The sequence below is a fragment of the Micromonospora sp. NPDC049523 genome (assembly GCF_040676775.1).
GTDB lineage: Bacteria > Actinomycetota > Actinomycetes > Mycobacteriales > Micromonosporaceae > Micromonospora_G.
Genome location: NZ_JBFAPP010000018.1, coordinates 93,877 through 117,567, shown reverse-complemented (window position 1 = coordinate 117,567; position 23,691 = coordinate 93,877). Strand labels below are relative to the sequence as shown.

18 protein-coding genes are annotated in these 23,691 nt (G+C 71.0%); 7 read left to right on the top strand and 11 right to left on the bottom strand.

What is annotated here, in order from left to right:
- Positions 1 to 117: 117 nt before the first annotated feature.
- Positions 118 to 1,167, top strand: a complete 1,050-nt coding sequence (locus AB0J90_RS25700; protein WP_363599934.1) for a phosphatase domain-containing protein — start codon at positions 118 to 120, stop codon at positions 1,165 to 1,167.
- On the opposite strand, the gene AB0J90_RS25695 is transcribed toward AB0J90_RS25700, so the two are convergent.
- Together AB0J90_RS25695 and AB0J90_RS25690 are read right to left on the bottom strand one after the other, a co-directional pair.
- Positions 1,164 to 4,046 (bottom strand): tetratricopeptide repeat protein, encoded by a 2,883-nt coding sequence (locus AB0J90_RS25695; RefSeq protein ID WP_363599932.1) that lies wholly within the window; start codon positions 4,044 to 4,046, stop codon positions 1,164 to 1,166. The genes AB0J90_RS25700 and AB0J90_RS25695 overlap by 4 nt on opposite strands.
- 12 nt (positions 4,047 to 4,058) lie before the next feature.
- On the bottom strand, positions 4,059 to 6,923 hold the full coding sequence (locus AB0J90_RS25690; RefSeq protein ID WP_363599930.1) for a BTAD domain-containing putative transcriptional regulator: 2,865 nt from the start codon (positions 6,921 to 6,923) through the stop codon (positions 4,059 to 4,061).
- Positions 6,924 to 7,198: 275 nt separating this feature from the next.
- Here AB0J90_RS25690 and AB0J90_RS25685 point away from each other — a divergent pair, with 275 nt between their 5' ends.
- The 3 genes from AB0J90_RS25685 to AB0J90_RS25675 all read left to right on the top strand — a co-directional run bounded on the left by AB0J90_RS25685 (position 7,199) and on the right by AB0J90_RS25675 (position 9,815).
- Positions 7,199 to 8,053 (top strand): alpha/beta hydrolase, encoded by an 855-nt coding sequence (locus tag AB0J90_RS25685; RefSeq protein WP_363599928.1) that lies wholly within the window; start codon positions 7,199 to 7,201, stop codon positions 8,051 to 8,053.
- Between the two features lie 114 nt (positions 8,054 to 8,167).
- Complete coding sequence (locus tag AB0J90_RS25680) at positions 8,168 to 8,992, top strand: alpha/beta hydrolase (RefSeq protein ID WP_363599926.1); 825 nt, start codon at positions 8,168 to 8,170, stop codon at positions 8,990 to 8,992.
- Between the two features lie 13 nt (positions 8,993 to 9,005).
- On the top strand, positions 9,006 to 9,815 hold the full coding sequence (locus AB0J90_RS25675; protein WP_363599924.1) for an alpha/beta hydrolase: 810 nt from the start codon (positions 9,006 to 9,008) through the stop codon (positions 9,813 to 9,815).
- Between the two features lie 69 nt (positions 9,816 to 9,884).
- Here AB0J90_RS25675 and AB0J90_RS25670 read toward each other — a convergent pair whose 3' ends face one another.
- Together AB0J90_RS25670 and AB0J90_RS25665 are read right to left on the bottom strand one after the other, a co-directional pair.
- Complete coding sequence (locus AB0J90_RS25670; protein ID WP_363599922.1) at positions 9,885 to 10,112, bottom strand: hypothetical protein; 228 nt, start codon at positions 10,110 to 10,112, stop codon at positions 9,885 to 9,887.
- 156 nt (positions 10,113 to 10,268) lie between these two features.
- On the bottom strand, positions 10,269 to 11,225 hold the full coding sequence (locus AB0J90_RS25665) for an RICIN domain-containing protein (RefSeq protein WP_363599921.1): 957 nt from the start codon (positions 11,223 to 11,225) through the stop codon (positions 10,269 to 10,271).
- 255 nt (positions 11,226 to 11,480) lie between these two features.
- Between AB0J90_RS25665 and AB0J90_RS25660 the strand changes: the two genes are divergently transcribed.
- Together AB0J90_RS25660 and AB0J90_RS25655 are read left to right on the top strand one after the other, a co-directional pair.
- Positions 11,481 to 11,852: a VOC family protein gene (locus AB0J90_RS25660; RefSeq protein ID WP_363599919.1), complete on the top strand. Its 372-nt coding sequence runs from the start codon at positions 11,481 to 11,483 to the stop codon at positions 11,850 to 11,852.
- 139 nt (positions 11,853 to 11,991) lie between these two features.
- Entirely contained in the window at positions 11,992 to 12,510 is a 519-nt protein-coding gene (locus AB0J90_RS25655; protein ID WP_363599917.1) for a DUF4190 domain-containing protein, read from the top strand.
- A gap of 35 nt (positions 12,511 to 12,545) precedes the next feature.
- Here the strand turns inward: AB0J90_RS25655 and AB0J90_RS25650 are convergent, their stop codons facing one another.
- From AB0J90_RS25650 to AB0J90_RS25620, 7 genes are all read right to left on the bottom strand, one after another.
- The gene (locus AB0J90_RS25650) at positions 12,546 to 12,854 is read right to left on the bottom strand and encodes a 2TM domain-containing protein (protein ID WP_363599915.1); all 309 of its coding nucleotides are present in this window, start codon (positions 12,852 to 12,854) and stop codon (positions 12,546 to 12,548) included.
- A gap of 49 nt (positions 12,855 to 12,903) precedes the next feature.
- Complete coding sequence (locus tag AB0J90_RS25645; RefSeq protein ID WP_363599913.1) at positions 12,904 to 15,528, bottom strand: FAD-dependent oxidoreductase; 2,625 nt, start codon at positions 15,526 to 15,528, stop codon at positions 12,904 to 12,906.
- Positions 15,529 to 15,640: 112 nt separating this feature from the next.
- A complete protein-coding gene (locus tag AB0J90_RS25640) occupies positions 15,641 to 18,820 on the bottom strand; it encodes a BTAD domain-containing putative transcriptional regulator (RefSeq protein WP_363599911.1) in 3,180 nt (1,059 codons plus the stop codon).
- A gap of 559 nt (positions 18,821 to 19,379) precedes the next feature.
- Positions 19,380 to 19,853: a ribonuclease HI gene (rnhA, locus tag AB0J90_RS25635; protein WP_363599909.1), complete on the bottom strand. Its 474-nt coding sequence runs from the start codon at positions 19,851 to 19,853 to the stop codon at positions 19,380 to 19,382.
- 64 nt (positions 19,854 to 19,917) lie between these two features.
- Positions 19,918 to 21,234, bottom strand: a complete 1,317-nt coding sequence (locus AB0J90_RS25630; protein WP_363599907.1) for a cation:proton antiporter — start codon at positions 21,232 to 21,234, stop codon at positions 19,918 to 19,920.
- Positions 21,235 to 21,359: 125 nt separating this feature from the next.
- Positions 21,360 to 22,031 carry an HAD family hydrolase gene (locus AB0J90_RS25625; protein ID WP_363599905.1) on the bottom strand — a complete coding sequence of 224 codons (672 nt, stop codon included), beginning with the start codon at positions 22,029 to 22,031 and terminating at the stop codon, positions 21,360 to 21,362.
- Between the two features lie 9 nt (positions 22,032 to 22,040).
- Complete coding sequence (locus AB0J90_RS25620; RefSeq protein WP_363599903.1) at positions 22,041 to 22,622, bottom strand: helix-turn-helix domain-containing protein; 582 nt, start codon at positions 22,620 to 22,622, stop codon at positions 22,041 to 22,043.
- A 187-nt stretch (positions 22,623 to 22,809) separates the two neighbouring features.
- Between AB0J90_RS25620 and AB0J90_RS25615 the strand changes: the two genes are divergently transcribed.
- Positions 22,810 to 23,688 carry an oxidoreductase gene (locus AB0J90_RS25615; protein WP_363599901.1) on the top strand — a complete coding sequence of 293 codons (879 nt, stop codon included), beginning with the start codon at positions 22,810 to 22,812 and terminating at the stop codon, positions 23,686 to 23,688.
- The last annotated feature ends 3 nt before the right edge of the window (positions 23,689 to 23,691 follow it).

Below are 23,691 nucleotides of genomic sequence, written 5' to 3'. Positions count from 1 at the left end.
CGATGAATAGGGTGAAAACCGTTCATCTCGGCAAAACGGGCAGGTCCGGGGAATTTTTGATCATTGCGCCCGCCGCTCGCATGGCCGGCGGGGACCGCTTATGGCAGGGTGTCAGGGGTGTCGCTCGTACCCGCCCGATCGTCGGCCGTGACCCGGCGCCCACACCGGGCGGCCCGGGTCGAGGACGCGGTGCACGAGCTGTTCGCCCGCCGGTTGCGGCAGCGGGGATGGCCGCCCACGATCGTCGCGTACGCCGGTTACGGCGGCCAGGGCTGGCTGCGGGTGATGGGCCGGATGCTGCTCACCCGGATCGACCCGCGCGCACCCCGACCCGCCGAGAAGGTACGCGGCTGGCGCAGCTTCGTCACCCTGCCGGTGAAGGACGCCCCGGTGCTGATCGAGGCGGGCGGCAGCCGGCACGAGGCGCGCACGGACCGCAGCGGCTTCATCGACGCCGTGATCAAGGCCGACCTGCCGCCCGGCTGGGGATCGGCGAGGCTGACCAGCCCCGGCGCCGAACCCGTCGAGGCACCGGTACGCGTGGTCGACCCGGAGGCCCGCTTCGGCATCCTCTCCGACATCGACGACACGGTGATGGTCACCGCGCTGCCCCGGCCCCTGCTCGCCGCCTGGAACACGTTCGTGCTCGACGAACACGCCCGGATGGCCGTACCCGGCATGGCGGTGCTCTACGAGCGGCTGGTCACCGCCCACCCCGGCGCCCCGGTGTTCTACCTCTCCACCGGCGCCTGGAACGTGGCTCCGACGCTGACCCGGTTCCTCTCCCGGCACCTCTACCCGGCCGGCCCGCTGCTGCTCACCCAGTGGGGGCCGACGGTCGACCGGTGGTTCCGCAGCGGGCGGGAGCACAAGCGGGCCACCCTGGCCCAGTTGGCCCGCGAGTTCCCGAAGGTCCGCTGGCTGCTGGTGGGCGACGACGGCCAGCACGACCAGGAGATCTACGCAGAGTTCGCCGCCGCCCACGCGGAGAACGTGGCGGCGGTCGCGATCCGCCGGCTCTCCCCGACCCAGTCGGTGCTCGCCGGTGGCCTGCCCGGTCACCACAACGGCGACCCGCGCGCCTCCGGACTGGCCGGCCAGCCGTGGCTGTACGCCCCGGACGGTGCCGGCCTCTGGCGCCTGCTCCGGGACACCGAGATCACCTAACCGTCGACCGGGCCGGCGGTCAGCTTTGCCCGTACCTTCTCGGTGTCCGGGTGACTGATCTCGGTCATCACGTCGAGGGCCTGCCGCCACACCGCGTACGCCTCGTCGGGCTCACCGGCCGCCAGGTGGTTGTCACCGAGGCGGTGCAGGCTGTTCGCCTCGTACACCCGGTCACCGGTTTCCCGGCGGATCCGGATCGCCTCCCGGTAGCAGTCGGCCGCGTGCGCGTACTCGCCCAGGTGGTGGTGGGCGTAACCGAGACTGTCCCGGGTGGCCGCCTCACCCTGCCGGTTGCCGACCTGCTGGAGGATGACCAGCGCCCGCCCGCAATAGTCGATGGCCAGGTGGTGGTCGCCGCGCAGCACGTGCACCCAGCCGACGCTGTTGAGGGCGTGAGCCTGGCCGGGGCGGTCACCGGCCGCCGTGTAGTGGTCGAGCGCGGCCAGGCTGTGTGCGAGGGCGTCGTCGTACCGCTCCTCCTTGTACGCGATGCCGCCGAGGCGACGGTAGGTGTCGCCCTGGCCGATGTGGTGACCGAGGTCGGCGAAGAGGGCCACCGCGCGGGTGAGCTGCTCCCTGGCCTCGTCGTACCGGCCGAGTTCGGTGTAGGCCAGGCCCAACTGGCTGCCGACGTGGGCCAGCCCGAGGCGGTCCTCGTGCGGGTCGAGCGCTGCCTGCGCGGTCTCCTGCGCGCTGATCCAGTCGGCGAAGTGTCCGCGCCGGTGCAGGAACGGCACCATCGCCCAGGTGAGCTGCCAGGCGTGGCGGGGGAAACCCTCGGCGGCGGCCCGCTCGACCGCGGCGAGCAGAACCGGGCGTTCGGCGGTGAACCAGGCCCACGCGGCGTCCACATCGGACGGCGCCTCGGCTGTGCTGCCAGGCTGGGGCCGAGCGACGGCGGACGACGACCCCGGTGCGTCCGCTGGCGCTGCCAGCGGCGGACGCTGGTAGGACAGCAACCGGTCCGCCGCCAGGGCGCTGTGCAGGTAGTGGTCGAGCAACCGGTGCCGGGCCGCCCGCCGCTGCACCGCGTCGTCGCTTGCGGCCAGTTCCCCCGCGTACGCGGCCAGCAGGTCGTGCATCGTGTAGCGGCCGGGCACGGGCTGGACAACCAGGTTGGCCCGGACGAGTTCGGCGAGCAGGGCGCGGGCCTGCCGGATCGGCACGCCGGCCAGGCTCGCGGCGGCCGGCAGACCGATCTCCGGCCCGGTCCTGGTCCCGCCGAGCAGCCGGAACAGCCGGGCCGAGTCGGCACTCAGCGCGTGGTACGACCAGGAGAAGACCGCCCGCGCGTCGACCGCGTCGTCCGGATCGGCGAACCCCTCCAGCCCGCCCTCCTCGTCGTGCAACTCGGCGACGATGCTCGACAGCGACAGCGCCGGTGCGGTGGCGACGCGGGCGGCCACGATCGCCAGCGCGAGCGGCAGTCCGCCGCAGCGGTGCAGGATCGCCGCGGCCGCCTCGGGTTCGGCGTCCAGCCGGCGGGCGCCGACCCGGCGGGCCAGCAGTTCCCACGCGTCGGTCGCCGGCAGGATGTCGAGCACCAGCGGATGCGCGCCGTCGGCGGCGACCAGCCCGGAGAGCTGGTTGCGGCTGGTCACGATCGCCAGGCAGCCCGGGCCGCCGGGCAGCAGGGGACGTACCTGCTCGGCGTCGCGGGCGTTGTCGAGCAGCACCAGGACCCGGCGCCCGGCGAGCAGGCTGCGGTAGAGCGCGGTCTGCCCCTCGACGGTGCGCGGTGACTGTTCCGCGGCCACCCCGAGCGCGTCGAGCATCCCGCGCAGCGCCTCGGCCGGGCTCATCACCGAACCCGTCGGGTCGAAGCCGCGCAGGTTCACGTAGAGCTGCCCGTCGGGATAGCTGGGCGCGACCTGGTGGGCCCAGTGCACCGCGATCGTGGTCTTGCCCGTACCGGCCATGCCGCTGATCATGCTGACCACCATGGCCGTCGACGCGGCACTTTGCTCGGGGGTGAGCGCCAGGGCCCGGCGCAGCTCTCCCCGGCGTCCGACGAAACTCGACAGGTCGGGCGGGAGCTGCGCCGGGCGTACCACCGGCCCGTGCGGGGTCGGCCGATCGGCCTCCGGCGTGGAGTTGCCCCGCTGCTGTTCGAGCAGCGTCTCGTACGCGGAACGCAGCTCGGTGCCGGGGTCGATGCCGAGTTCGTCGGCGAGCGCGGCCCGGACCCGGGCGTGGACGGCCAGCGCCTGCGCCTGCTGTCCGGACGCCACCAGCAGCAGGATCAGCCGGGCCTGTAGCGGTTCGTCCAGCACCGCCCGCTGCGCCGCACGCGCGATGTCGGTGACGAGTTCGTCCGCCTGCCCGCACCCGAGCGCGCAGTCGGCCGCCTCCCGAGCGGCGTCGAAGTACTCCCGGTCGAGTTCGCCGAAGACCGGGTGCGTACGGACGGCCGGGTTGACGTTGCCGGCACACGGCCCCTGCCACAGCCGCAGCGCGGCGGCGAAGTGCGGCACCGCCGCCGCCGTACGCCCCCGGCCCACCTCCGTACGCGCCTCGGTGATCCGGCGGCGGAAGTCGAGCAGGTCGACGCTGCCGGCGTCACCACTGAGCTGGTAACCCCCGGCTGACCGGCCCACCCAGCGGCCGTGTTCCCGAGGGCCGAGCGCGGGTTCCAGCAACCGGCGCAGTGTCCCGATGTGTCCGTGTACGGCGTTGACCGCGGTGGGCGGCGGGTCCTGGCCCCAGAGCACGTCGACGATCTCGGTCAGGCTGACCGGCGTCCCGACCCGGGCGAGCAGTACGGCAAGCAGCGCGCGTACCTGCGGTGCGCCGAGTTGGACCTCGTCGTCGCCCCGCCAGAGCCGCACCGGCCCGAGCACGGCGAGGCGTACCGGTGCTCCGCTTCGATGGTTGTCCATTGTGGTCATCGTTCAGTGGCCGGACAGCTTGGCCAGCACCTGGTCGATCCGGGGATGGCCGACCTCAGCCATGATCACCAGCGCCCGGTGCCAGGCCGAGAGGGCCCCGTCCAGCTCACCCCGGGCAAGCAGGGTGTCGCCGAGCCGGTCGAGACTCGCCGCCTCGTAGGTCAGGTCGCCGATCTCGCCGCGAATCCGGATCGCCTCGTCGTAGCACTGTGTGGCCTGCGTGTACTCGGCCAGGCGGTGGTGGACGAAACCCAGACTGTCCCAGGTGGCCGCCAGACCGCGCGGGTTGCCGACCTCCTCGAAGATCACGAGCGCGCGCTTGCAGTGGTCGGCCGCCGGTTCGTACTCGCCGGTCTGGGCGTACGTCCAGCCGATCGCGTTCAGCGCGTACGCCTGCCCGTTCCGGTCGCCGACCGAGGTGTAGAGCGCGAGCGCCTGCTGGGCGTGTCCGAGCGCCTCCTGCTTGCGGTTCTGCCGTTCCCGGATGTCGTTGAGATAGCGGTGACTCACCGCCTGGCCCACCCTGTCCCCCAACTCGGTGAACAGCCGCAGCGAACGGGCGAGCTGGACGCTCGCCTCCTCGTAGCGGGCGTGCCTGACCAGGATCGAACCGACGACCCGGGTCAGGTACGCCTGCCCGGTCCGGTCGTCGTCACGTTCGGTCGCGGCCAGCACGCTCACCATCGTCGGCAGCCAGCCCTCCCAGTGTCCGCGCAGGACGAGGAACGGTTCCAACGCCCAGGCGAGCTGCCAGGCAGGTCCGGCGAGCCCGTCGGCGGCGGCCCGCGCGATCGAGGCGACCAGGGTGTGGCGTTCCGCGACGAACCAGGTCAGCGCCTCGCCCGCGGAGCCGATCGGTGCCACGGTGACCGTGGACGGTGCCGGCCCGAGCGGCACCGTCGCCCGCAACGGGGAGAACAGCCGCTCGGCGGCGTACGCCGTGTGCAGGTAGTGGTCCAGCAACCGGTGCCAGCCCTGCCGGCGCTCGGCTTCGCTGTCGTGCTGCCGGGCCAACTCGTCCGCGTACGCGCCGAGCAGGTCGTGCATGGCGTACCGGGAGCCGTCGCCCTGGAGCACCAGACTCGCCCTGGTCAGCTCGGCGAGCAGCGGGCGGACCACCCGTACCGGCACGCCGGCCAGGCTCGCCGCGGCCGGCAGGCTGATGTCGTGGCCGGTGCGGGCACCGCCGAGCAGCCGGAACAGCCGGGCCGCCCCGGGACTGAGGGCGTGGTACGACCACGAGAAGACCGCACGTGGGTCGACGGCGCTGTCCGCGTCGGCGAACACGTCCAGCAGACCCTCCTCGTCGTCCAGTTCGGCGTTGATGCTCGCCAGGGAGAGCGCGGGATAGGTTGCCGCACGGGCACCGACGATGGCGAGCGCCAACGGCAGCCCGCCGCAGCGGCGCAGGATGGCGGCGGTGGCCTCGGGTTCGTCGTCGAGCCGGTCCTGACCGATCCGCAGCGCCAGCAACTCGCGGGCGTCCCGCACCGGCAGGGTGTCGAGCACCAGCGGGTACGCCCCGTCCACGGCGACCAGTCCGGGAAGCTGGTTGCGGCTGGTGACGATCGCCAGGCAACCGGGGCTGCCGGGCAGCAGCGGGCGTACCTGGTCGGCGTCGCGGGCGTTGTCGAGCACCACCAGCATCCGCCTGCCGGCGAGCAGGCTGCGGTACAGCGCGGTCCGACCGTCGAGGCTCTCCGGTATCCGGTCGGGTGCCACCCCCAGCGTTTCGAAGATCTCCCGGAGTGCGTCGTCCGGGCTCACCACCGCGCCGCTCGGACCGAAACCGTGCAGGTTCAGGTAGAGCTGGCCGTCGGGATAGCTCGCGATCACCCGGTGCGCCCAGCGCACCGCGAGCGTCGTCTTCCCCGCACCGGCCATCCCGCTGATCGCGCTGATCACGACGGTCGGTGGCTCGGTGTCCTCCTCGGGCATCAGCGACAGCGCTCGGGCGAGTTCACCCTTGCGCCCGACGAAGGTCGACAGGTCGGGCGGAAGCTGGGCCGGGCGAACCAGACGTGGCGATCCGGCGGCACCCATCGGAGTCTTGTCCGGTCGCCGCTCGCCGTCGGAGGCCGTGCCGGTGCCGTGCTGTTGGCGCAGCACCGCCTCGTACGCCGCCCGCAGCTCAGCGCCCGGGTCGATGCCCAGGTCGTCGGCGAGGGCGGTACGCACCCGCACGAACAGGGCGAGCGCCTGCGCCTGCTGGCCGCTCGCCCCGAGCAGCAGGATCAGCCGGGCCTGCAGGGGTTCGTCCAGCGGGGCACGTTCGGCTATCCGCTGGATGCCGGCGACGAGATCGGCCGCCCGCCCCGACCGCAACGCGCAGTCGGCCGCGTCCCGTACGCCGTCGAGGCACTCCCGTTCGAGTCCACCGAAGATCGGATGCGACCGGACGGCCGCGCTGACGTTGCTGGCGCAGGGCGCCTGCGACAGCCGCAACGCGGCGACGAAGTGTGGCACCGCCTCGCCGTCCCGACCAGCGGCGACGGCGGATCTGGCCAGCCCGAGCAGGCGGCGGAAGTCGAGCAGGTCGATGCTCTCCGGGTCCCCGGCGAGCTGGTAGCCCCCGGCGGAGCGACTCAGCCACCGGCCGTGTTCCCGGGCGCCGAGGGCGGGTTCCAGGATTCGGCGCAGGGAACCGACATGCCCGTGTACGGCGTTCGTCGCGGTGGCCGGCGGGTCCTGCCCCCACAACACGTCCACGATCTCGGCGAGGCTGACCGGCGTGCCGACCTGCGCGAGCAGTACGGCGAGCAGTGCGCGTACCTGGGGGGCGCCGAGTTGCACCTCGGTGCCGTCCCGCCACAGACGCACCGGGCCGAGCACGGTCAGGCGTACCGGATCGGTCTTTTCCTCTGTCACTGACTCCCGCGTCCCCGTTACGGACGGCCCGGGTGGCGGGCCCTCACTTCTTCTTCAGTTTTTCCCTGTGTCGCCCGGCCTACGGTCGACTCCGGCACACACCGGTGGGCAGGTCACCTGCCCATTATCGCGGCGGTCGGGCGCAATACCCCACCGGCCCGCTCTGGAATGTGCCGGGCAGTGGTGTCCGACGACCGCACCCCTGCATCGTCCGTCAGTCCCGACCGGTCGTGCCACGCCCCGGCGTGCACAGACCGGCCATCTAGGGAGAGCGCATGAGCCCAGTTCCGATTACCGATTCCACCCGGCGGCGCCGTCCGCTCATCATCAGCATGCTCGTCGCCCTCGCGCTGCTGCTCGGCGCCGGAGGGCTCGCCGCGACCCCGGTCGCGTCCGCCGCCACCGCGAACCGGACCAAGCCGACCGTGGTGCTGGTGCACGGCGCCTTTGCCGACGCCTCCGGCTGGAACGAGGTGGTACGCCAGCTCCAGCGGCAGGGCTACCCGGTGATCGCACCGGCCAACCCGCTGCGCGGGGTCGCCGCCGACTCGGCGTACGTGGCCAGCATCCTGGCGACGCTGACCGGCCCGATCGTCCTGGTCGGACACTCGTACGGCGGCATGGTGATCACCGCCGCCGCGAACGGCAACCCCAACGTCAAGGCCCTGGTGTACGTGGCCGCGTTCGCTCCCGATGCCGGTGACACCGTCGAGGGGCTGCAGACGAAGTTCCCGGGCAGCAAGCTCAGCCCGGCGGCCCTCGACTTCCGTCCGTACCTGCTGCCGGACGGCAGCCCGAGCGTGGACGGCTACGTCAAGCCGGCCCTGTTCCGCGAGATCTTCGCCGGTGACCTGCCGGCCGCCACCACCGCCGTCATGGCCGCCACCCAGCGTCCCGGCGACGGGCACACGCTGCAGGAACCGGCCGGGGCACCGGCGTGGAAGACCATTCCGTCCTGGTACCTGGTCGCCCGCAACGACAACCTGATCCCGGCCGCCGCGCAGCGCTTCATGGCCGGTCGGGCGAACGCCCACAAGGTCGAGGTCAACGCCTCGCACGTGGCGATGATGTCGAAGCCGACCTCGGTCGTCGACCTCGTCACCGACGCCGCCCGGACCACCGTCCGCTGATCCGGCGGGGACCGGCCGGTCGTACGCCACTCGGCCGGCCGGTCCCACCCGACGCACGTCCCGCCGTCGTTTCGACGGGCGGTCATCCGAACCGACAGCACAGGGAGGCCCACGATGGGCTTTGTCACCACCCCGGACGGCACGCAGATCTTCTACAAGGACTGGGGGAGCGGTAAGCCGGTTGTCCTCTCCCACGGCTGGCCGTTGAACTCGGACAGTTGGGAGGCGCAGGCGCTGTTCCTCGCCGCGAACGGTTACCGGGTGATTGCCCATGACCGTCGGGGACACGGCCGCTCCACCCAGACCTGGCACGGCAACGAGATGGACACGTACGCCGACGACCTCGCCACCCTGATCGACACCCTCGACCTGCGTGAGGCGACCCTGGTCGGCTTCTCCACCGGTGGTGGCGAGGTCGCCCGCTACGTCGGCCGGTACGGCACCGGCCGGGTGGAGAAGATCGTGCTGGTCTCGGCGGTGCCGCCGTACATGCTCAAGACCGACGACAACCCCGGTGGGGTGCCGATCGAGGTCTTCGACGGAATCCGCGCCGGTTCGCTGGCCGACCGGTCCCAGCTCTACAAGGACCTCGCCGACGGCCCGTTCTTCGGCAACAACCGACCCGGCGCGAACGTGTCGCAGGGCATCCGGGACGCGTTCTGGCTGCAGAGCATGCAGGCCGGACACCGCAACGCCCTGGAGTGCGTCGCCGCGTTCTCCGCCACCGACTTCCGCGCCGACCTCGACGCGTTCGACGTACCGACGCTGGTCATCCACGGCGACGACGACCAGGTGGTGCCGTTCGAGGTCGGCGGCAAGGCATCGGCGGAGCGGGTCAAGGGCGCGGTCCTGAAGGTCTACCCGGGCGCCCCGCACGGCATCACCGACACCCACAAGGAACAGCTCGGTGCCGACCTGCTCGCCTTCCTCAACAGCTAAAGGACGACGACCCATGAGTACCGCACCTGACACGATCGTCCTGATCCATGGCCTCTGGGTGACGCCGCGGAGCTGGGAACACTGGATCGAGCACTACGAGAAAAAGGGCTACAGGGTAATCGCTCCGGCGTACCCCGGTTTCGAGGTCGAGGTCGAGGCGCTGAACGCCGACCCGTCGCCGATCGAGGCGGTGACCATTCCGGGCATCGTCAGCCACCTGAAGTCGGTGATCGCCGAGCTGGACCGCCCGCCGATCCTGATGGGCCACTCCGCCGGTGGCGTCTTCACCCAGATCCTGCTCGACCACGGGGTCGGCGCGGTCGGCGTGGCGCTCAACTCGGCACCGACCGAGGGCGTCACCGTGCTGCCGGCCTCGCAGGTGAAGTCGACGTTCCCGGTGCTGAAGAACCCGGCGAACCGGCACCGGGCGGTCGCCTTCACCCACGAGCAGTGGCACTACGCCTTCACCAACACCTTCAGCGAGGAGGAGTCCCGGCAGCTCTACGCGCGCTACGCCATCCCGGGCCCCGGGCAGATCGTGTGGGCCGGCGTACTGGCGAACTTCCAGCCCGGCCACCAGGCGGCGTGGGTGGACTACGCCAACGACGACCGGGCGCCGCTGTTGTTCGTCGCCGGTGGCGAGGACCACCTGATGCCGCCGGCGGTCCAGCACTCCAACGCCAAGCACTACACCTCGAACACCATCACCGAGGTCAAGGACTACGCCGGCCGCTGCCACCTGCTTCCCGCCCAGCCCGGCTGGGAAGAGGTCGCCGACTACGCCCTGGACTGGGCGGTACGCCACGCCCGTACGTCCGACTGATCTTTCATCACGGGGAGATACCGGTGGGGGTGCGCCCGAACAGGGCTCACCCCCACCGGGTCGTTCACGCTATTCGGTCATGCCCATCGGGTCGGATCGGACGAAGCTCATCTCCCAGCCGCTGTCGCCGACGGGCTGACGCTGGTAGAGATGATCCATCTCGGGGGTGGGTGGGTCGCCGTCACCTCGATGGCTCAGCACCCATCGCGCCGGTGGCACCCCGTCCGGGTCGACCGGGAGCTGGTGGATCTCGCCGTCGGCGGGACCGCCGACGAACCGCATGTCGACGAGCGTCATCAGCGCCGCACTCCCTCCGGTCGGACGATGCCTCGTACCCGAAACCGCCGCATCCATGCCGCCACGGTCCGCGCGGTCGCGGGATCACCGGGCACCTGCCGGTTCAACGATCGAGGGCAGGTGCCCGCTCCTACGACTCGCCGGGTTCGCGACCCGTCAGCCGCCCCAGGGGTTCGAGGCCATGTCGTCGATGGCGACCCAGAAGCGGCCCCCGGCAGGCAGGGAACCGTTGGCCCAGAACGACCAGCCGCCACCGTCGTGGAACTCGGCCATCCGGAAACCGGCGCCGAAGTATCGAGCGCAGATCCCGTCCGCCGTCGCCCGGCTGGTGAGCGTGCTGCCAGGCAGCGCCGGGGTCAGCCGCACCTCGCCGTACGCCCAGGCGTGCATCCCGGTCACCGGAACGCCGGCTGGTGCCGCCCGCCCGTCCCGCCGCAGGCAGAGCATCGGCACCGAGGCCGTGGACGGGAGGTCCCCGAGGTACGGGTTGGTGATGCTGTTCGAGCCGACGTGCACCAGGTCGGACGTACGCTGCTCCAGGTTTGCCCAGGTCATGGCGTTGCGGCCGGGGACCGGCGTGGTGTTGGCCAGCGCGTTGAACGCCTCGAAGCTGATGTTCCACTGTTGGTACGGGCCGTTGTTGCAGGTACGGTTCGTGGCGATCTTGGAGCCGCCGAAGTTCTTGTTCGGGTTGTCCAGACAGACGCCCGTGGCCACGTTCCTGATCCGCACGCCTCGAGAGCCGAACGGGGGCATCGAGTTCGGCGCCTCGAACGCGGTGACCGACCACTGCTGGTACGCGCCGCCGTTGCAGGCGATCACGTAGAGCCGGTCGCCGTTGGTGTCCAGACACGACCCGCCGGCGCCGGCCTCCGGCCGGAGGAACTTCCGGTCGGCGGGGGCACCCGGCACCGGGTCGAACCGCCAGTCGTCCAGCCACAGGTCGTCGCCGCAGAGCACCGGCTCGACCTCTTCGAAGTTGTTGCGCATGCAGCGTTGCTGCGCCTGGTTGACGATCGTGGTGACCGGTTGGCTGGCGAGCGCGGTGGCGGGTGGGAGCACCACGAGCGCGGCGACGGCGAGCAGGCCGCCGACCAGGAGCCGTCTGAACAAAGACGACACTGTTCCTCCATCTGGGCGTGGGACATCGCCGGATGGCGGCTCGTCAGGTCGCCACCCGTACGCGGGTCGGTTGGTCGCAGGGGTCGACGGCTCGTCCCATTCCATTGACCGGACGACCGTCCAGTAAAGGATGCCACAGGGCCGCCGAGTCCTGTGTGTACGGGCGGCCCGGGAGCATCGCCGCTGGCTGGCGTGGTGGCGGCCTCGGTGGGTGCGGCGCTGGTCGGAGGGCGATAACGTTCCGGCATGCGACTGCAGAACATCGTCTTCGACTGCCGTAACGCGTACGAGCTGGGCTCGTTCTGGAGTGCCGTGGTCGGTCGACCGCTCGGCGACGACGACAAGCCCGGTGACGAGGAAGTTGTGGTCGAGATGTCGGAGGGGCCGACGCTGTACTTCGCCGAGGTGCCCGAGCCCAAGACGGTCAAGAACCGGCTGCACGTCTGCCTCGAACCGGACCGGCTCCGGGACGGGGAGGTGGAACGGGTGCTCGGTCTGGGCGCGACGATGGTCGACGACCGCCGCCGGCCGGACGGGACGGGGTGGGCGGTGTTGGCCGACCCGGAGGGCAACGAGTTCTGCATGCTGCGCAGCGCGGCCGAGCGTCCGGAGGAATAGAGACGGTGCTTGTAGATACGGATCGGGTACCGGCGTTGTTCCCCGTCCGTCGCGTGTACCGGCCGGAGATGCCAGTCGGTTGAGGCGTCGGGACCGCACGGGTGATGTGGTTCACACCCGCGGATACGACGATGACCGGATGCACCCGAACCAGCCCCGGCCGTTACCGCAGCAGATGTACGTGCCGGTCATGCCCTTGGTCGTCACGGTGCGACCACCGACCTCGGGCCTCGCCGTCACCTCGCTGGTGCTCGGCATCTTCGGTGTGCTGGGAGGCTGGTGTCTGCTCGGCATTCCCTGCATTCTCGCGGTGATCTTCGGGCACTTCGCGCTGTACGGAATGCGAGACGGAAGAGTCGGTGGCAGGGGACTGGCCATAGCCGGACTGGTGCTCGGCTACCTCGTCGTAGCCCCGGCGATCGTCCTCACCATGATGGGCGGACTCGGAGCGCTGATCGGGAGTGTCGAGCGGGCCGAGCCTGCTCCGGCAGCGGCGGTGTCCTCATGTCTCGTCTCCGACGGGACCGCGACGGTGGCGTACACGGTCACCAACAAGTCGAGCGACAGCGCCGGCTACCGGATCAAGGTCACCTGCTCATCGAGTTACCATTCGGGCCTGCGGACCAATCCGTACCGCCCTCGGACAATGTCCCGCTGATGGCTGCCGGACGGTGAGGACGGTGGACGAAACGCTCAATCCTGAGCCGGTCCGGTGCGCTCGATCCGGCCCATCTCCTGGGCGATACGAGCCTCGTCGAGGCCCGACCCCGCATACACCGCCCAGACGTGGAAGATCAACCCGATGCCCCAGCCGAGGATCGACCACAGCGGCCAGAAGAACTGGTCCGGCGTGTAGGCCCACCACACGATGACCTGGGTGAGATTGGCCAACAGGTAGACCAGCACGTGGGCCTGCACGCCCATTTTCTGGTGCAGCCGGCGGATGGCGCGTGCCCGTACCGGGTCTGAATCGGCAGGGTTCGTGGAATGTTGGGTTTTCATTTCGGTGTCCTCGCATCTCGAATTGTTCGGCGGAAAATGGTTCCTGTGGTCACGCCCTGCGGGTGATCACCAGGTCTTCGGTGGGCAGCGTCTGGCAGGCGAGTCGCCAGCCCTGGTCGATCTCCTCGGTGGAGAACATCCCTCGGGTGTCTGTCTCGTAGCTGCCAGACAGGATCAGGACTCTGCAGGTGCCGCAGGCGCCCTCGCCGCACGATTGCGGGAACGGGATGTGGGCGGCGTTGGCAGCATCGAGAACCGTCTGCCCGGGCGGGCAGGCGAACGTGCTGCTCTGGTCCCGCTCGGTGATCGTGTAGCCCGTGACGCCGGCCCGTTCGGCGGCGACGGCGATGGCGTGGGCCCTTTCCCGGCGGGTCTGTTTGCTACGGCCCGACACGAAGGCCTCGGTGTGGACGGTGTCGCGGGGCACGTCGAGTCCGGTCAGCAGACCGAGCACGTCCTGCATCATCGGCGCCGGACCGCAGAGGTGTACGCGCGCGACGTCGGCGACGTAGGGGCGGAGCGCCTCGAGGTCGATCCGGCCGCGCCGGCCCTGCCACCCGGGACCCGGCTGGGTGAGGAAGACGGCCACCTCGAGCCCGGGCAGCCGGGCCTGAAGCTGCCTCAGCTCCTGCCGGTACGGGATTTCGTCCTCGGTCCGGCAGCCGGCCAGCAGGACGATGCGGCCGTCATAACCGGCGTCCGCCGCCACGGCCAGGACGCTGATCAGGGGGGTGATCCCGACGCCGCCGGCGATCAGCAGCAGCGTGCCGCGACCGGTGTCGCGCTGGGGGTCCCAGGTGAACTCACCGAACGGCCCGCTCACCCGCAGAGCCTGCCCGATCTCCAGGTCTTCGTGCAGGAAGGTGGAGCCGAGGCCGATCGGATCCCGCTTCACCCCGATCTCGACATGGTCCTTCGCGCCCGGACCGCTGGAGATCGAGTAGGACCGCTCGATCGGCTCGACCGCCACCGGCAGGTCGATCTTGAGGTATTGGCCCGCGGCGAAGGAGAACGGCACCGGGCCGCCGTCCATCGCTACCAGCCGGATTTTCCGGATCGTCGGTGTCGACGCCTCGATCTCGGCGACGCGCAGGTAGCCCTGCCAGGTGTTGGTCGGCTCGCGTACCGGGTTGCGGGCGAAGATGGATCTCCACATCGCCCCGGTCTGCCTCGGCCGCAGCACGGCACCGGCCGCGACGAGTCCTCCGGCCAGCGCCCCGACCACCCCGGAACCCCAGGCATCCTGTCCGGCCACGACCAGGCCCCGCACTGGCGTGCGCGCCCCTGCCAGTGGCGAGCGCAGCCGTTCCGGGGTCGCCGCGAGGCCGTAGAAGGAACCGCGGACGCTGTGCTGGTAGGTCTCGAACGACAGCGGTGTGGCGAGTTCGGCGAAGGCGATGGTCTCCCGGATGCCGGGCCACCGTTCGTCCAGGCGGTCGATCAGTCGCCGGGTCAGTTCGTCCTTGAGCCTGTGGTAGTCGTCCGGCCGTTTGTCGTCGAGGGTCCCCTGCCACCGGTCGAACGCCGCCGGATCGACGAGTTCCAGCAGCTCGACGGTGTGGTGGCGAGCGGCCGGGTTGTTGAGTGAGGCGAAGGAGACGTAGAGCGTGCCGTCACCGAGCTGCCGGTGGAAACCGTCATGACCGTCGAGGTCGGGCATGAACCAGTGGTTCTCGCCGTGCAAGCCGAACGCGGCCGGTGACCGGTCCAGGCCCAGGAACAGCATGATGGCGGACGGTTCCGCCGGCAGGTTCGCGACTTCGCGTTTCCACTGCGGCTCGGCCGCCGACCCCAGCAAGGCGTACGTGTTGCGGACGCCCGCCGCCGAGACGACGGACGGGGTCCGTACCCGATAGTTGCGTCCGGTGGCGAGGTCCTCCACCTCGACCCCGGCCACCCGGCCCCGCTCCAGGACGATCCGCTGAACCTGTTGGCGGGTCCGCAGCTCGACACCGTATCGCTCGAGGATCTCGAGAACGATCCGGTTGAGCGCCTTCGGGCCGCCCACGGGATGCGCGGTGCCCGCCATGAAGAACGTGGTCGGCACCGCGGCGTGGTAGCCGAAGGCGCTCGACCCGGGCGGCGTCCCGTAGAGCCCCCACCGCGCGGCCAGGATCGCCCGAAGCTTCGGGTCCCGGAAACTGCGGGCCAGCTGGTCCCGCGACGACCGGTACGTCGCCGGGAACAGCCGCTCGACGATCGGGAACCCGAGTCTGCGCACCGGCGCGGGCATCGACGAGAGAACATTGCGCCCGGCGAGGCCGGCCATCGCCCACCGCACCGTACGGAAATAGCGATCGATGGCCTCGGCCTCGGCAGGGAACCGGTCCTTGAGCCGGGCCCGGAACTGTTCTCGGGTGGCGGGTACCGCGAAATCGAATCCGGGAAAGTGCAGCACGTCGTAGTCGTCCGGGAGCGGCCAGAGCTGCACCCGCCCGTCGGTCATGAAATCGAGAAACGGACCGGCGTTCACGCTCATGTAGTGCAGTCCGGTCCCGAACTTGTACCGCCCTTCGCGGGAGAACTCGTGCGTCATCCCTCCGAGGGTGTAGTGCTGTTCCAGGACGAGGACCCGTTTCCGGCCGAACTGCGCGAGCATGCGGGCCGCCGCCAGACCGCCCATGCCCGATCCGACCACGACAGCATCGGCTTCTTCCTGCGCGGTCAAGGTCACCCCAGCTTCTCGGTGGATGATCCGGTGCCCCGGTAGGAAAGCCGGGATCCCGTTGCGTCCGAAGATAGGTAGCCCTAGTTGACAGCGACTGGAGGATCTCTGAATCGTGCCGTCACGTCGACAGCTGTTCCAGTAGCTCCTCGGCACGGCGGGCGAACAGGAAGACCTCGCGCTCGGCCGACAGTGTCCTGGCCCGCTCGGCAGCGGCCCGGACGGCGGCGACGGGCTCGCCGTGCGCCTGTAGCAGCCGCGCCCGCAGCAGCAGGAGCAGGCCCTCGGCATAGCGCTGGCCGTACGTCTCGACGCACCACTCGGCCTTGGCCAGCGCCGCGGCGGCTTCGGTCGGCGTCCCGGCCGCCAGCATCATCTCGGCGAGCAACACATACCAGGTGACCAGGCCGGAGCGCGGCGGGTCGAGCAGCGCCTCGGCGATGATCTCCTGAGCCTCCGCCGCCGCCCCGGCCGGATCGTCGCCGGTCACCGCCCGCGCCCAGCACCGGGCCAGCCGCGGGTAACTGCCGAGGAACAGGAAGGAGCGCCCCTTATCGACGGCGATCCCCCGCTCCGCCGTCCGCCGCGCCCTGACCGGGTCGCCGGAGAACGCCGCCACCGTGACGTCGAACGCTGCCCAAATGGTGATCGCGTACGGGTCGTCGCCAGCGGTGGCTTCCAGCGTGTCGAGCAGCTCTCGTGCCCCGTCGACGTCGCCGTGCAGCGCTGTCATCAGTGCGAGCATGACCGGGGAGAGCAACTGAAGGTCGTGCCGCAGCGGGTGCTCCGCGCGGCGGGCGAGGTCGTCGAGCAGGCTCCGGCTGAACTGGCTCAGGTAACGGAACGCCTCACCGATGTTGCCGATGTCCAACAGGTGGATGCCCCAGGAGTGCAGGCCGTACGCACGGATGATCGGGTCGTCGGATGCCTCGCCCTGGTCGCGCAGCAGGCGTGCCAGCCGGCCGGCTCGGTCGAGCTGGAGGCCCTGCGAATGCGCGGCCCAGCGGGAGAACAGGAAATCGGTCGCCGCGCGCTCCCGGCCGAGGCGCCGGGCCAGGTTCTCGGCCCGCTCCAGCAGGTCGAGCGCCGAATCTACGTACCCCGACCGCATCCCGACGACCGCGGTGAGCTCCGAAAGGGCGGACAGCTCCAGTTCGGTGAGGCCGGCGGTCCGCGCCAGGTGCGCGGCCGAGTGCAGCTGCCGCTCGGCGGCCTCGAACGCGGACTTGGCCGTCGCGCGGCGACCGGCGCTCACCAGCGCGCCCGCGGTCCGGGCCGGGTCGGCGAGCGGGCCGGCGGCCCACAGGTGGTGGGCGAGACGTTCGGCGACGGACTCGCCAACCGGGTCGGTGTGCTCCAGGGCGTCCGCGACGCGCAGATTCAGCCGGGTCGCCCACCGCGGCTGCGTCGTTCGAGCGACCGACTCGCGTACCAGGTCGTGCGGGAAGCGGAAGGAGAACGGGTCGCCGGGTGTGGGTTCGAACAGGCCGAGCGCCTCCAGGGGTTCGAGCCGGTCGAGGCAGGTCTGGACGTCGAGGCCGGCGGCGCGGGCCAACAGGCCGAGATCGACGTCCCGGCCGATCAGCGCGGCGAGTTGGAGCAGGCTGCGAGCGTCGTCGTCGAGGGTGGCCATCCGGTCGCGTACGACGTCGCGCACGGTGGACGGTACCCCGGTTCGCGCTGCGGCCTCCTCGGTGAGCACGCCACCGTCGGCGAGCAGCCGGGACAGTTCCCGGACGAAGTACGGATTGCCCGCGGTACGGGCGTGGATGCTACGCACAGCGCCGGCGCTTGGAATCTGCCCGGTCTCGCGTCGGACGAGTTCGGCCACGTCCGCCGAGCCGAGCGGGCCGAGCCGGATGCGGCGGTGGCCCGGTACCCGGCTCGCCGCGGCCAGCATCCGCGCCAGTTCCGAACCGGTCGCGGGCGCGCGGTCGCGGAGCGCGCCGACGACCAGGGCTCGGGCCGGCAGTCGGCCCGCCAGGTGACCGAACATCTGCAGCGAAGCGACGTCGGCCCACTGGAGGTCGTCCACCACCAGCACCACCGGCCGCAGCATCGCCACCTGAGCGACGACGCCGGCGACCCGCTCGAACAACCGGAAGCGGGCGCCGCTGTCCGGTAGCACCGGCGTACCCGGCACGCCGCCGCGCGGCTCCAGGAGGCGGCCCAGTTCGCCAGCGCGCCACCCCTCCTGGAGTGCGACGGGCAGGCCCTCGAGGACAGCGCCGACCGCTTGCACCCACGGCCACATCGAAGGTGTCCCATCACCCTCGAGGCAGCGGCCCCAGACGACGAGCGCACCTCGCCGTTCCGCTTCGCCGACGACCTCCTCCAACAGACGGGTCTTGCCGACACCGGGTTCTCCCTCGACGACGACGATCCCCGTACCACCGGCGAGAGCAGACTCGACCGCCTTCCGCAGCACCGAGGACTCCTCGCGCCGGCCGACCAGGCCGGCGACGGGAGGCGTCGCGCATTCCGGCGCGAGTCCGCCGTCCTGCGCCGGCAAGGTCTGCCGCAACACCCGCCGGTGTGCGGCTCGCAGCGCCGGACCGGGATCGATGCCGAGTTCCTCGGCGAGCTGTTCGCGTACCGTCCGATACACCGACAGAGCTTGTGCCTGCTGCCCGGCGCCGGCCAGGATCGAGACGAGGCTCGCCTGCACGTTCTCGTGCAACGGCGCCATCCGGGCGGCCAACTGCAGCGGCTGGAGCATCCGATCCGGCTGACCCCCGGCTATTGCGACCTCGGCGGCTGCCACGCACGCGTTGAAGAACTCGTCGTTGAGCGCCGTGAAGATCGGCATCGCCGTCGAATTGTGGGCGAGCGAGTCTCCCGCGGGCCCGTGCCAGAGGCTCAACGCTTCGGAGTAGCAGTCGAGTGCGACGTCGTGGCGCTGATCCGCGAGGCAGGCCCGAGCCGCTTCGACCAGTTCCCGGAAGATGACGACGTCCAACACGCCGGAGCCAGCCGCGAACAGGTAACCGTTGCCGCTCCGTTGGAGGTACGAGCCGGTCCCGCGGGCCGGCCGCCCGGGCTCCAGCAACCGCCGCAGCGTACCGACGTACTTGTGGATGATGTTGATGGCGGTGGCCGGAGCGTCGTCGTCCCAGATGAGATCGACCAGCTCGCTCGTGCTGATCGGCCGGCCCGCGCGAGCGAGCAACAACGCCAGCAGATAGGCCTGTTGCCGGGGGCCCGCGTCCAACTCGACGCCGTCGCGCCAGATTCGCAGCGGCCCGAGGATCTGCAGACGCAGCGATCCGCCGCCACTGCCAGGAGGCGAAGACGCCACCACGCCTGTTCCACCCCCGGACCGCAGACGGTTCGTCTGTCGGGTGAACTTCCGTTCACGGGCACTCTGCGCGGTCGGAGTCTGCAAGCGGCGGCCCGCGGGATTATCCCTCAAGTTCGACCTTGGGCTGATCTACCCGGTTCGTCTCCCGGCACCTGCAGCGGCGTGATGTGGCTGGTCCTCACAGCTGGCTCCGCTCCTGGATGGACTGGCCAGAGGCCTGACGCTAGTGAAGATAGGGCGGAGCACTGGACACGCTGTGTACGAACACTGAATCCGGGATCGTCCATGGCGACTCGGCACGGTGAGGCCGTGGGACAGGGCGGTCAGCCGATGTCTGCCGCGGCCCAAAGGGGCGATCTCGAGTTCGGCGGGAAGCGTTCGGAACGGAGCGAAGAGATGGGTCTCGCCCGCGGTGGAGTGCGAGTACGCCCGTCAAGCGGTTGCTCGTACCGCGGTCGGTGTTCACCGCGAGCCTGCGTCAGGCGCGCGGTGAACAGCAGGAGCAGCTACTCGGGCTGCTCGGCCGGCATCGCGCGACCAGGGGCTCCGAGCTGCCGGTTCACCGACCCGACAAGGCGCTCCGGGCGTCCGTCACGCCGCGGTTGGCCAGCGCGTCGGCGCGTTCGTTGCCGGGGTCGCCGTTGTGTCCCTTCACCCAGAGCCACTCGACCCGGTGTGACTTGACCGCCAACTCCAGGCGCTGCCACAGGTCGGCGTTCTTGACCGGCTGCTTCGCCGACGTCTGCCAGCCGTTGCGCTTCCAACTCGCCACCCAGCTCGTGATGCCGTTGCGGACGTACGTGCTGTCGGTGTGCAGGCGTACGGTCACCGGCCGGTTCAGGCTCTCCAGTGCCTGGATGGCGGCCATCAGCTCCATCCGGTTGTTCGTGGTGGGCGCCGACTCGCCGCCGTACAGTTCGCGCTCGTGCTCGCCGTAGCGCAGCACCGCACCCCAGCCGCCCGGACCGGGGTTTCCGCTGCACGCGCCGTCGGTGTAGATCTCCACGACCTTCTCGGCCGCCTGGTCCGTCATGCCGGCAATCTACCGGTCCCGCCCGGTCCCGCCGGTCGCACGCCACACCCGGCGCCCGTGGAGGCTAGCCGGGACGGGGGACGTCGACCGGGGTCCGCTCGGCCAGCGGAGCACCGGGGGCGGGCTGCCGCTCGGTTTCGTCCCCGGTCCGTTCGCCGGTGCGGTCGAGCAGGCGCATGACCGGCGTGGCCGCGATCCCGTGCAGTACCACGGAGACGATCACCACCAGGCCGACCGTCGCCCACACCAGCTCCAACTGCGGGATCTCCGCGTGGCTGGCCGCGTACGCGACGTAGTAGATCGAGCCGACGCCGCGGATGCCGAAGAACGCGATCACCCAGTGCTCGGCCGGCCGCCCCGGTGCCCCGCGCAGTGAGAGCCAGGCGACCAGCGGGCGGATGACGAACAGCAGCGCGAGCCCGGACAGGGCGGCGGGCCAGGTCAGCGGCGCCAGCAGGCCGTCGACCACGGCCCCGCCGAGGAACAGCAGCAGCAGTACGGTCAGCAGCCGCTCGATCTGCTCGGCGAAGTCGTGCAGCACGCCGTGGAACTCGTGCGTACGCTCCGAGGCCCGGATTGCCCGTGCGGCGAAGAAGACGGCGAGGAAGCCGTAGCCGCCGACCACCTCGATCAGCCCGTACGCGAGGAAGGTGGCGGCGATGGCGACGAAGCCCTCGGCGTGGCGGGCCAGCCGCAACTGCGACGGGGCCCGGAAGAAGAGCTTGCCGAGCAGCCAGCCGACGAGCAGCCCACCGCCCACCCCGACGGCGATCTTGTAGAGGACGTCCACGGCGAGCCACTGGCCGAGCCAGTCGGCCGGAGCGAGGCTGGTGGCGGCGATCGCGATGGCGGCGTACACGAAGGGAAACGCGAGCCCGTCGTTGAGCCCGGCTTCCGAGGTCAGCGCGAACCGGACCTCGTCCTCGTTGTCTTCGACGTCGGTCGGCTCGCCCACCTGCACATCGGCGGCGAGCACCGGGTCGGTCGGCGCGAGGGCGGCGGCGAGCAGCAGCGCGGCGGCCGGCACCAGGCCCGCCCACCACCAGCCGAGCAGGGCGACGCAGAGGATGCAGAGCGGCATGCCGATGGCCAGCAGTCGCCAGGTCGACGACCAGCGTCGCCACCCGGCCCGGCGGTCGATCTTCAGGCCGGCGCCCATCAGGGCGACGATCACCCCGATCTCGGTGAGGTGGGTGGTCAGTTGCGGGTGGGCGAGCGGATCGGGGCTGGGTAGCCCGGTCGGCAGCAGGAAGACCAGCATGCCGAGCCCGAGGAACGCTATCGGCATGGAGAGCGGCCGGTGTTCCACCATCCGGGGCAGGATGCCGGCCAGTAGTGCACCGACCCCGACCAGAGCGAACGCCACGTCGACCGGCTCCACGCCACCACCCCTCCCGATCTGCCCGACGGGCAGGTGGTGCCTAGCCTTTCCCCGGCGCGGCTCCGCTCACTCCTGCAGTGGTCGGTGACTCAGGCCGGTCACCGCGCCCGGGGACCGGACCGGACTCAGGACAGGGCGGCGATCGGGGACTCGGACAACGCGGCGAGCAGGTCGGCGGGGTCGTGGTAGACGGCCACCGCGCCCGCACCGGCCAGCTCGCCCCGGCTGGTTCCGCCGCAGGTCAGGCCGATGCAGGCGATGTCGAGTTGGCCGGAGGCGGCGACGTCCCAGATCGAGTCGCCGACGAACACCACCCGCGAGGCTTCCAGGCCGGACTGCTCCAGCGCGGCGGCCACGATGTCCGGGGCGGGTTTGCTCTCCCGGGCGTCCGCCGACGTGGTCACGGCGGCGATGACGTCGTCGGCGTTCAGCACCGCGCGCAGCGCGGACGCCTCGTGTTCGGCTGCGGAGCTGGCCAGCACCACCCGCAGTCCCAGGCCGGCGCAGGCGCGCAGCAGGGCGACGGCGCCGGGCAGCGGGCGCAGCCGGGGCCAGTACTCGGCGTAGAGACTGTCGTGCGCGTCGCGGATCCGCTGGTCGCCGTCGCGGTCGTGCTCCGGCCCGAGTACGTGCTCCAGCAGCTTGTCCGCGCCCATACCCACCGAGCGGTGGATCGAGGCCATGGGTACGTCGTGTTCGGCCTGCCGCAGCGCCTCCCACCAGCAGACCGTGTGCAGGTACGTGGTGTCGATCAGGGTGCCGTCGATGTCGAAGAGCACACCCCTCGGGTTCTCCATGCCACCCGCTTACCCCGCGGGTCGTCTCCGTACGCCGTCGAGGGCGATGCCGAGCACCCGGTCGCGTTGCGCCTCGTCGGTGAACCCGGTCGCGGTGAGCCCGCTGATCATCCGCAGTACGTCGTCGAAGCTGACGTCCGTACGCGCTTCGCCGGCTGCCTGGGCGCGGTCGAACAGGGGCTCGCCGGCTCCGTACATGGCGACGCGGCAGGAGCGGAACGTCTCCGAGTCCCGGTTGAGCGACTCGTAGATGGCCCGCTTGGTGGCGACGTAGTCGACGAACCGCCGCAGCCACACCACGAAGCCGTCCCAGGGTGGCAGGTCGGCGACCTCGTCGGCGGCCTGGCACAGCTCCTCGACCTCGCCGAGGTAGACGGTGTCGAACAGGTCCTGGCGGGTGGGGAAGTTCCGGTAGAGGGTGCCGATGCCGACTCCGGCCCGGCGGGCGATCTCCTCCAGCGAGGCCGACGTGCCGCTCTCGGCGAAGACCTCGCGGGCGGCGCCGAGCAGCGCGTCGAAGTTACGGCGGGCGTCGGCCCGGTTCGGCCGGCGCACCGCGACCCGGGGTGTTCCGGACGTCTGCTCCGCCACCGTTCCTCCCGGGCTCTGACCGATCCGACGGGCTGTGATCGACCCGACTTGTACCGGAGGCACCCCTCCGTTAATCTGGAGGTGCGCCTCCACTTTAACAGGCGACCCGCGAGCGGACGAGCCTCCTGCGAAGCTCGGTCTGAGATAACCGCAGGCAGCGGGCAGGATCAAGAGGGGATTTTCGACCATGGCCAAGACCTGGCTCGTCACCGGTAGCTCTCGCGGTCTGGGGTGGGAACTGAGCCGCGCCGTCCTGGCCGGCGGCGACAACCTCGTCGCCACCGCCCGCCGACCCGAACAACTCGCCGAACTCGTCGACGCGTACGGCGACCGGGTCCGCGCGGTCGCCCTCGACGTGACCGATCCGACCGCCGCGCACACCGCGGTCCAGGTCGCGGTGGACGTGTTCGGCGGGCTCGACGTGGTGGCGAACAACGCCGGATACGCCGACAGCGCGCCGATCGAGGAAACCTCGGACGAGGACTTCCGCCACCAGATCGAGACGAACCTGTTCGGCGTCGTCAACGTCACCAAGGCGGCCCTGCCGATCCTGCGCCGCCAGCGTTCCGGCCACTTCCTCCAGTTCTCCTCGATCGGCGGCCGGGTCGGCGGCACGCCGGGGCTGGCCGCGTACCAGACCGCGAAGTTCGGCGTGGAGGGCTTCTCCGAGGTGCTGAACAACGAGGTCAAGCCGTTCGGGATCAAGGTCACCATCGTCGAGCCGGGCGCCTTCCGTACGGACTGGGGTGGCTCGTCCATGCGGATCGCCGAGGTGGGCGCGGCCTACGAGGAGACGGTGGGACGGATCCACGCCTACCGCCGGGAGGCGGACGGCAAACAGCCCGGCGACCCGGGTCGGGCCGCCCAGGTGATCGTCGGCGTCGTCGCGCTGCCCGACCCGCCGCTGCGCCTCCTGCTCGGCTCCGACGCCCTCCAGATGGCCGAACAGGCGTCGGTGGCGCGGACCCAGGAGACCTCCCGGTGGGCCGAGGTCAGCCGCTCCACCGACTTCGACGGACAGCACGACCTCAGCCAGTCGTACCTCGCCGCCCTGCTGCCCCGCTGAGCG

Bases quoted from the DNA above. Each gene is read 5' to 3' on its own strand.
- AB0J90_RS25680 (WP_363599926.1), top strand. From the start codon at position 8,168: ATGGGCTTTGTCACCACCCCGGACGGCACGCAGATCTTCTACAAGGAC.
- AB0J90_RS25655 (WP_363599917.1), top strand. From the start codon at position 11,992: ATGCACCCGAACCAGCCCCGGCCGTTACCGCAGCAGATGTACGTGCCG.
- rnhA (WP_363599909.1), bottom strand. From the start codon at position 19,853: ATGACGGACCAGGCGGCCGAGAAGGTCGTGGAGATCTACACCGACGGC.
- AB0J90_RS25625 (WP_363599905.1), bottom strand. From the start codon at position 22,031: ATGGAGAACCCGAGGGGTGTGCTCTTCGACATCGACGGCACCCTGATC.
- AB0J90_RS25660 (WP_363599919.1), top strand. From the start codon at position 11,481: ATGCGACTGCAGAACATCGTCTTCGACTGCCGTAACGCGTACGAGCTG.
- AB0J90_RS25685 (WP_363599928.1), top strand. From the start codon at position 7,199: ATGAGCCCAGTTCCGATTACCGATTCCACCCGGCGGCGCCGTCCGCTC.
- AB0J90_RS25615 (WP_363599901.1), top strand. From the start codon at position 22,810: ATGGCCAAGACCTGGCTCGTCACCGGTAGCTCTCGCGGTCTGGGGTGG.
- AB0J90_RS25675 (WP_363599924.1), top strand. From the start codon at position 9,006: ATGAGTACCGCACCTGACACGATCGTCCTGATCCATGGCCTCTGGGTG.
- AB0J90_RS25650 (WP_363599915.1), bottom strand. From the start codon at position 12,854: ATGAAAACCCAACATTCCACGAACCCTGCCGATTCAGACCCGGTACGG.
- AB0J90_RS25695 (WP_363599932.1), bottom strand. From the start codon at position 4,046: ATGGACAACCATCGAAGCGGAGCACCGGTACGCCTCGCCGTGCTCGGG.
- AB0J90_RS25670 (WP_363599922.1), bottom strand. From the start codon at position 10,112: ATGACGCTCGTCGACATGCGGTTCGTCGGCGGTCCCGCCGACGGCGAG.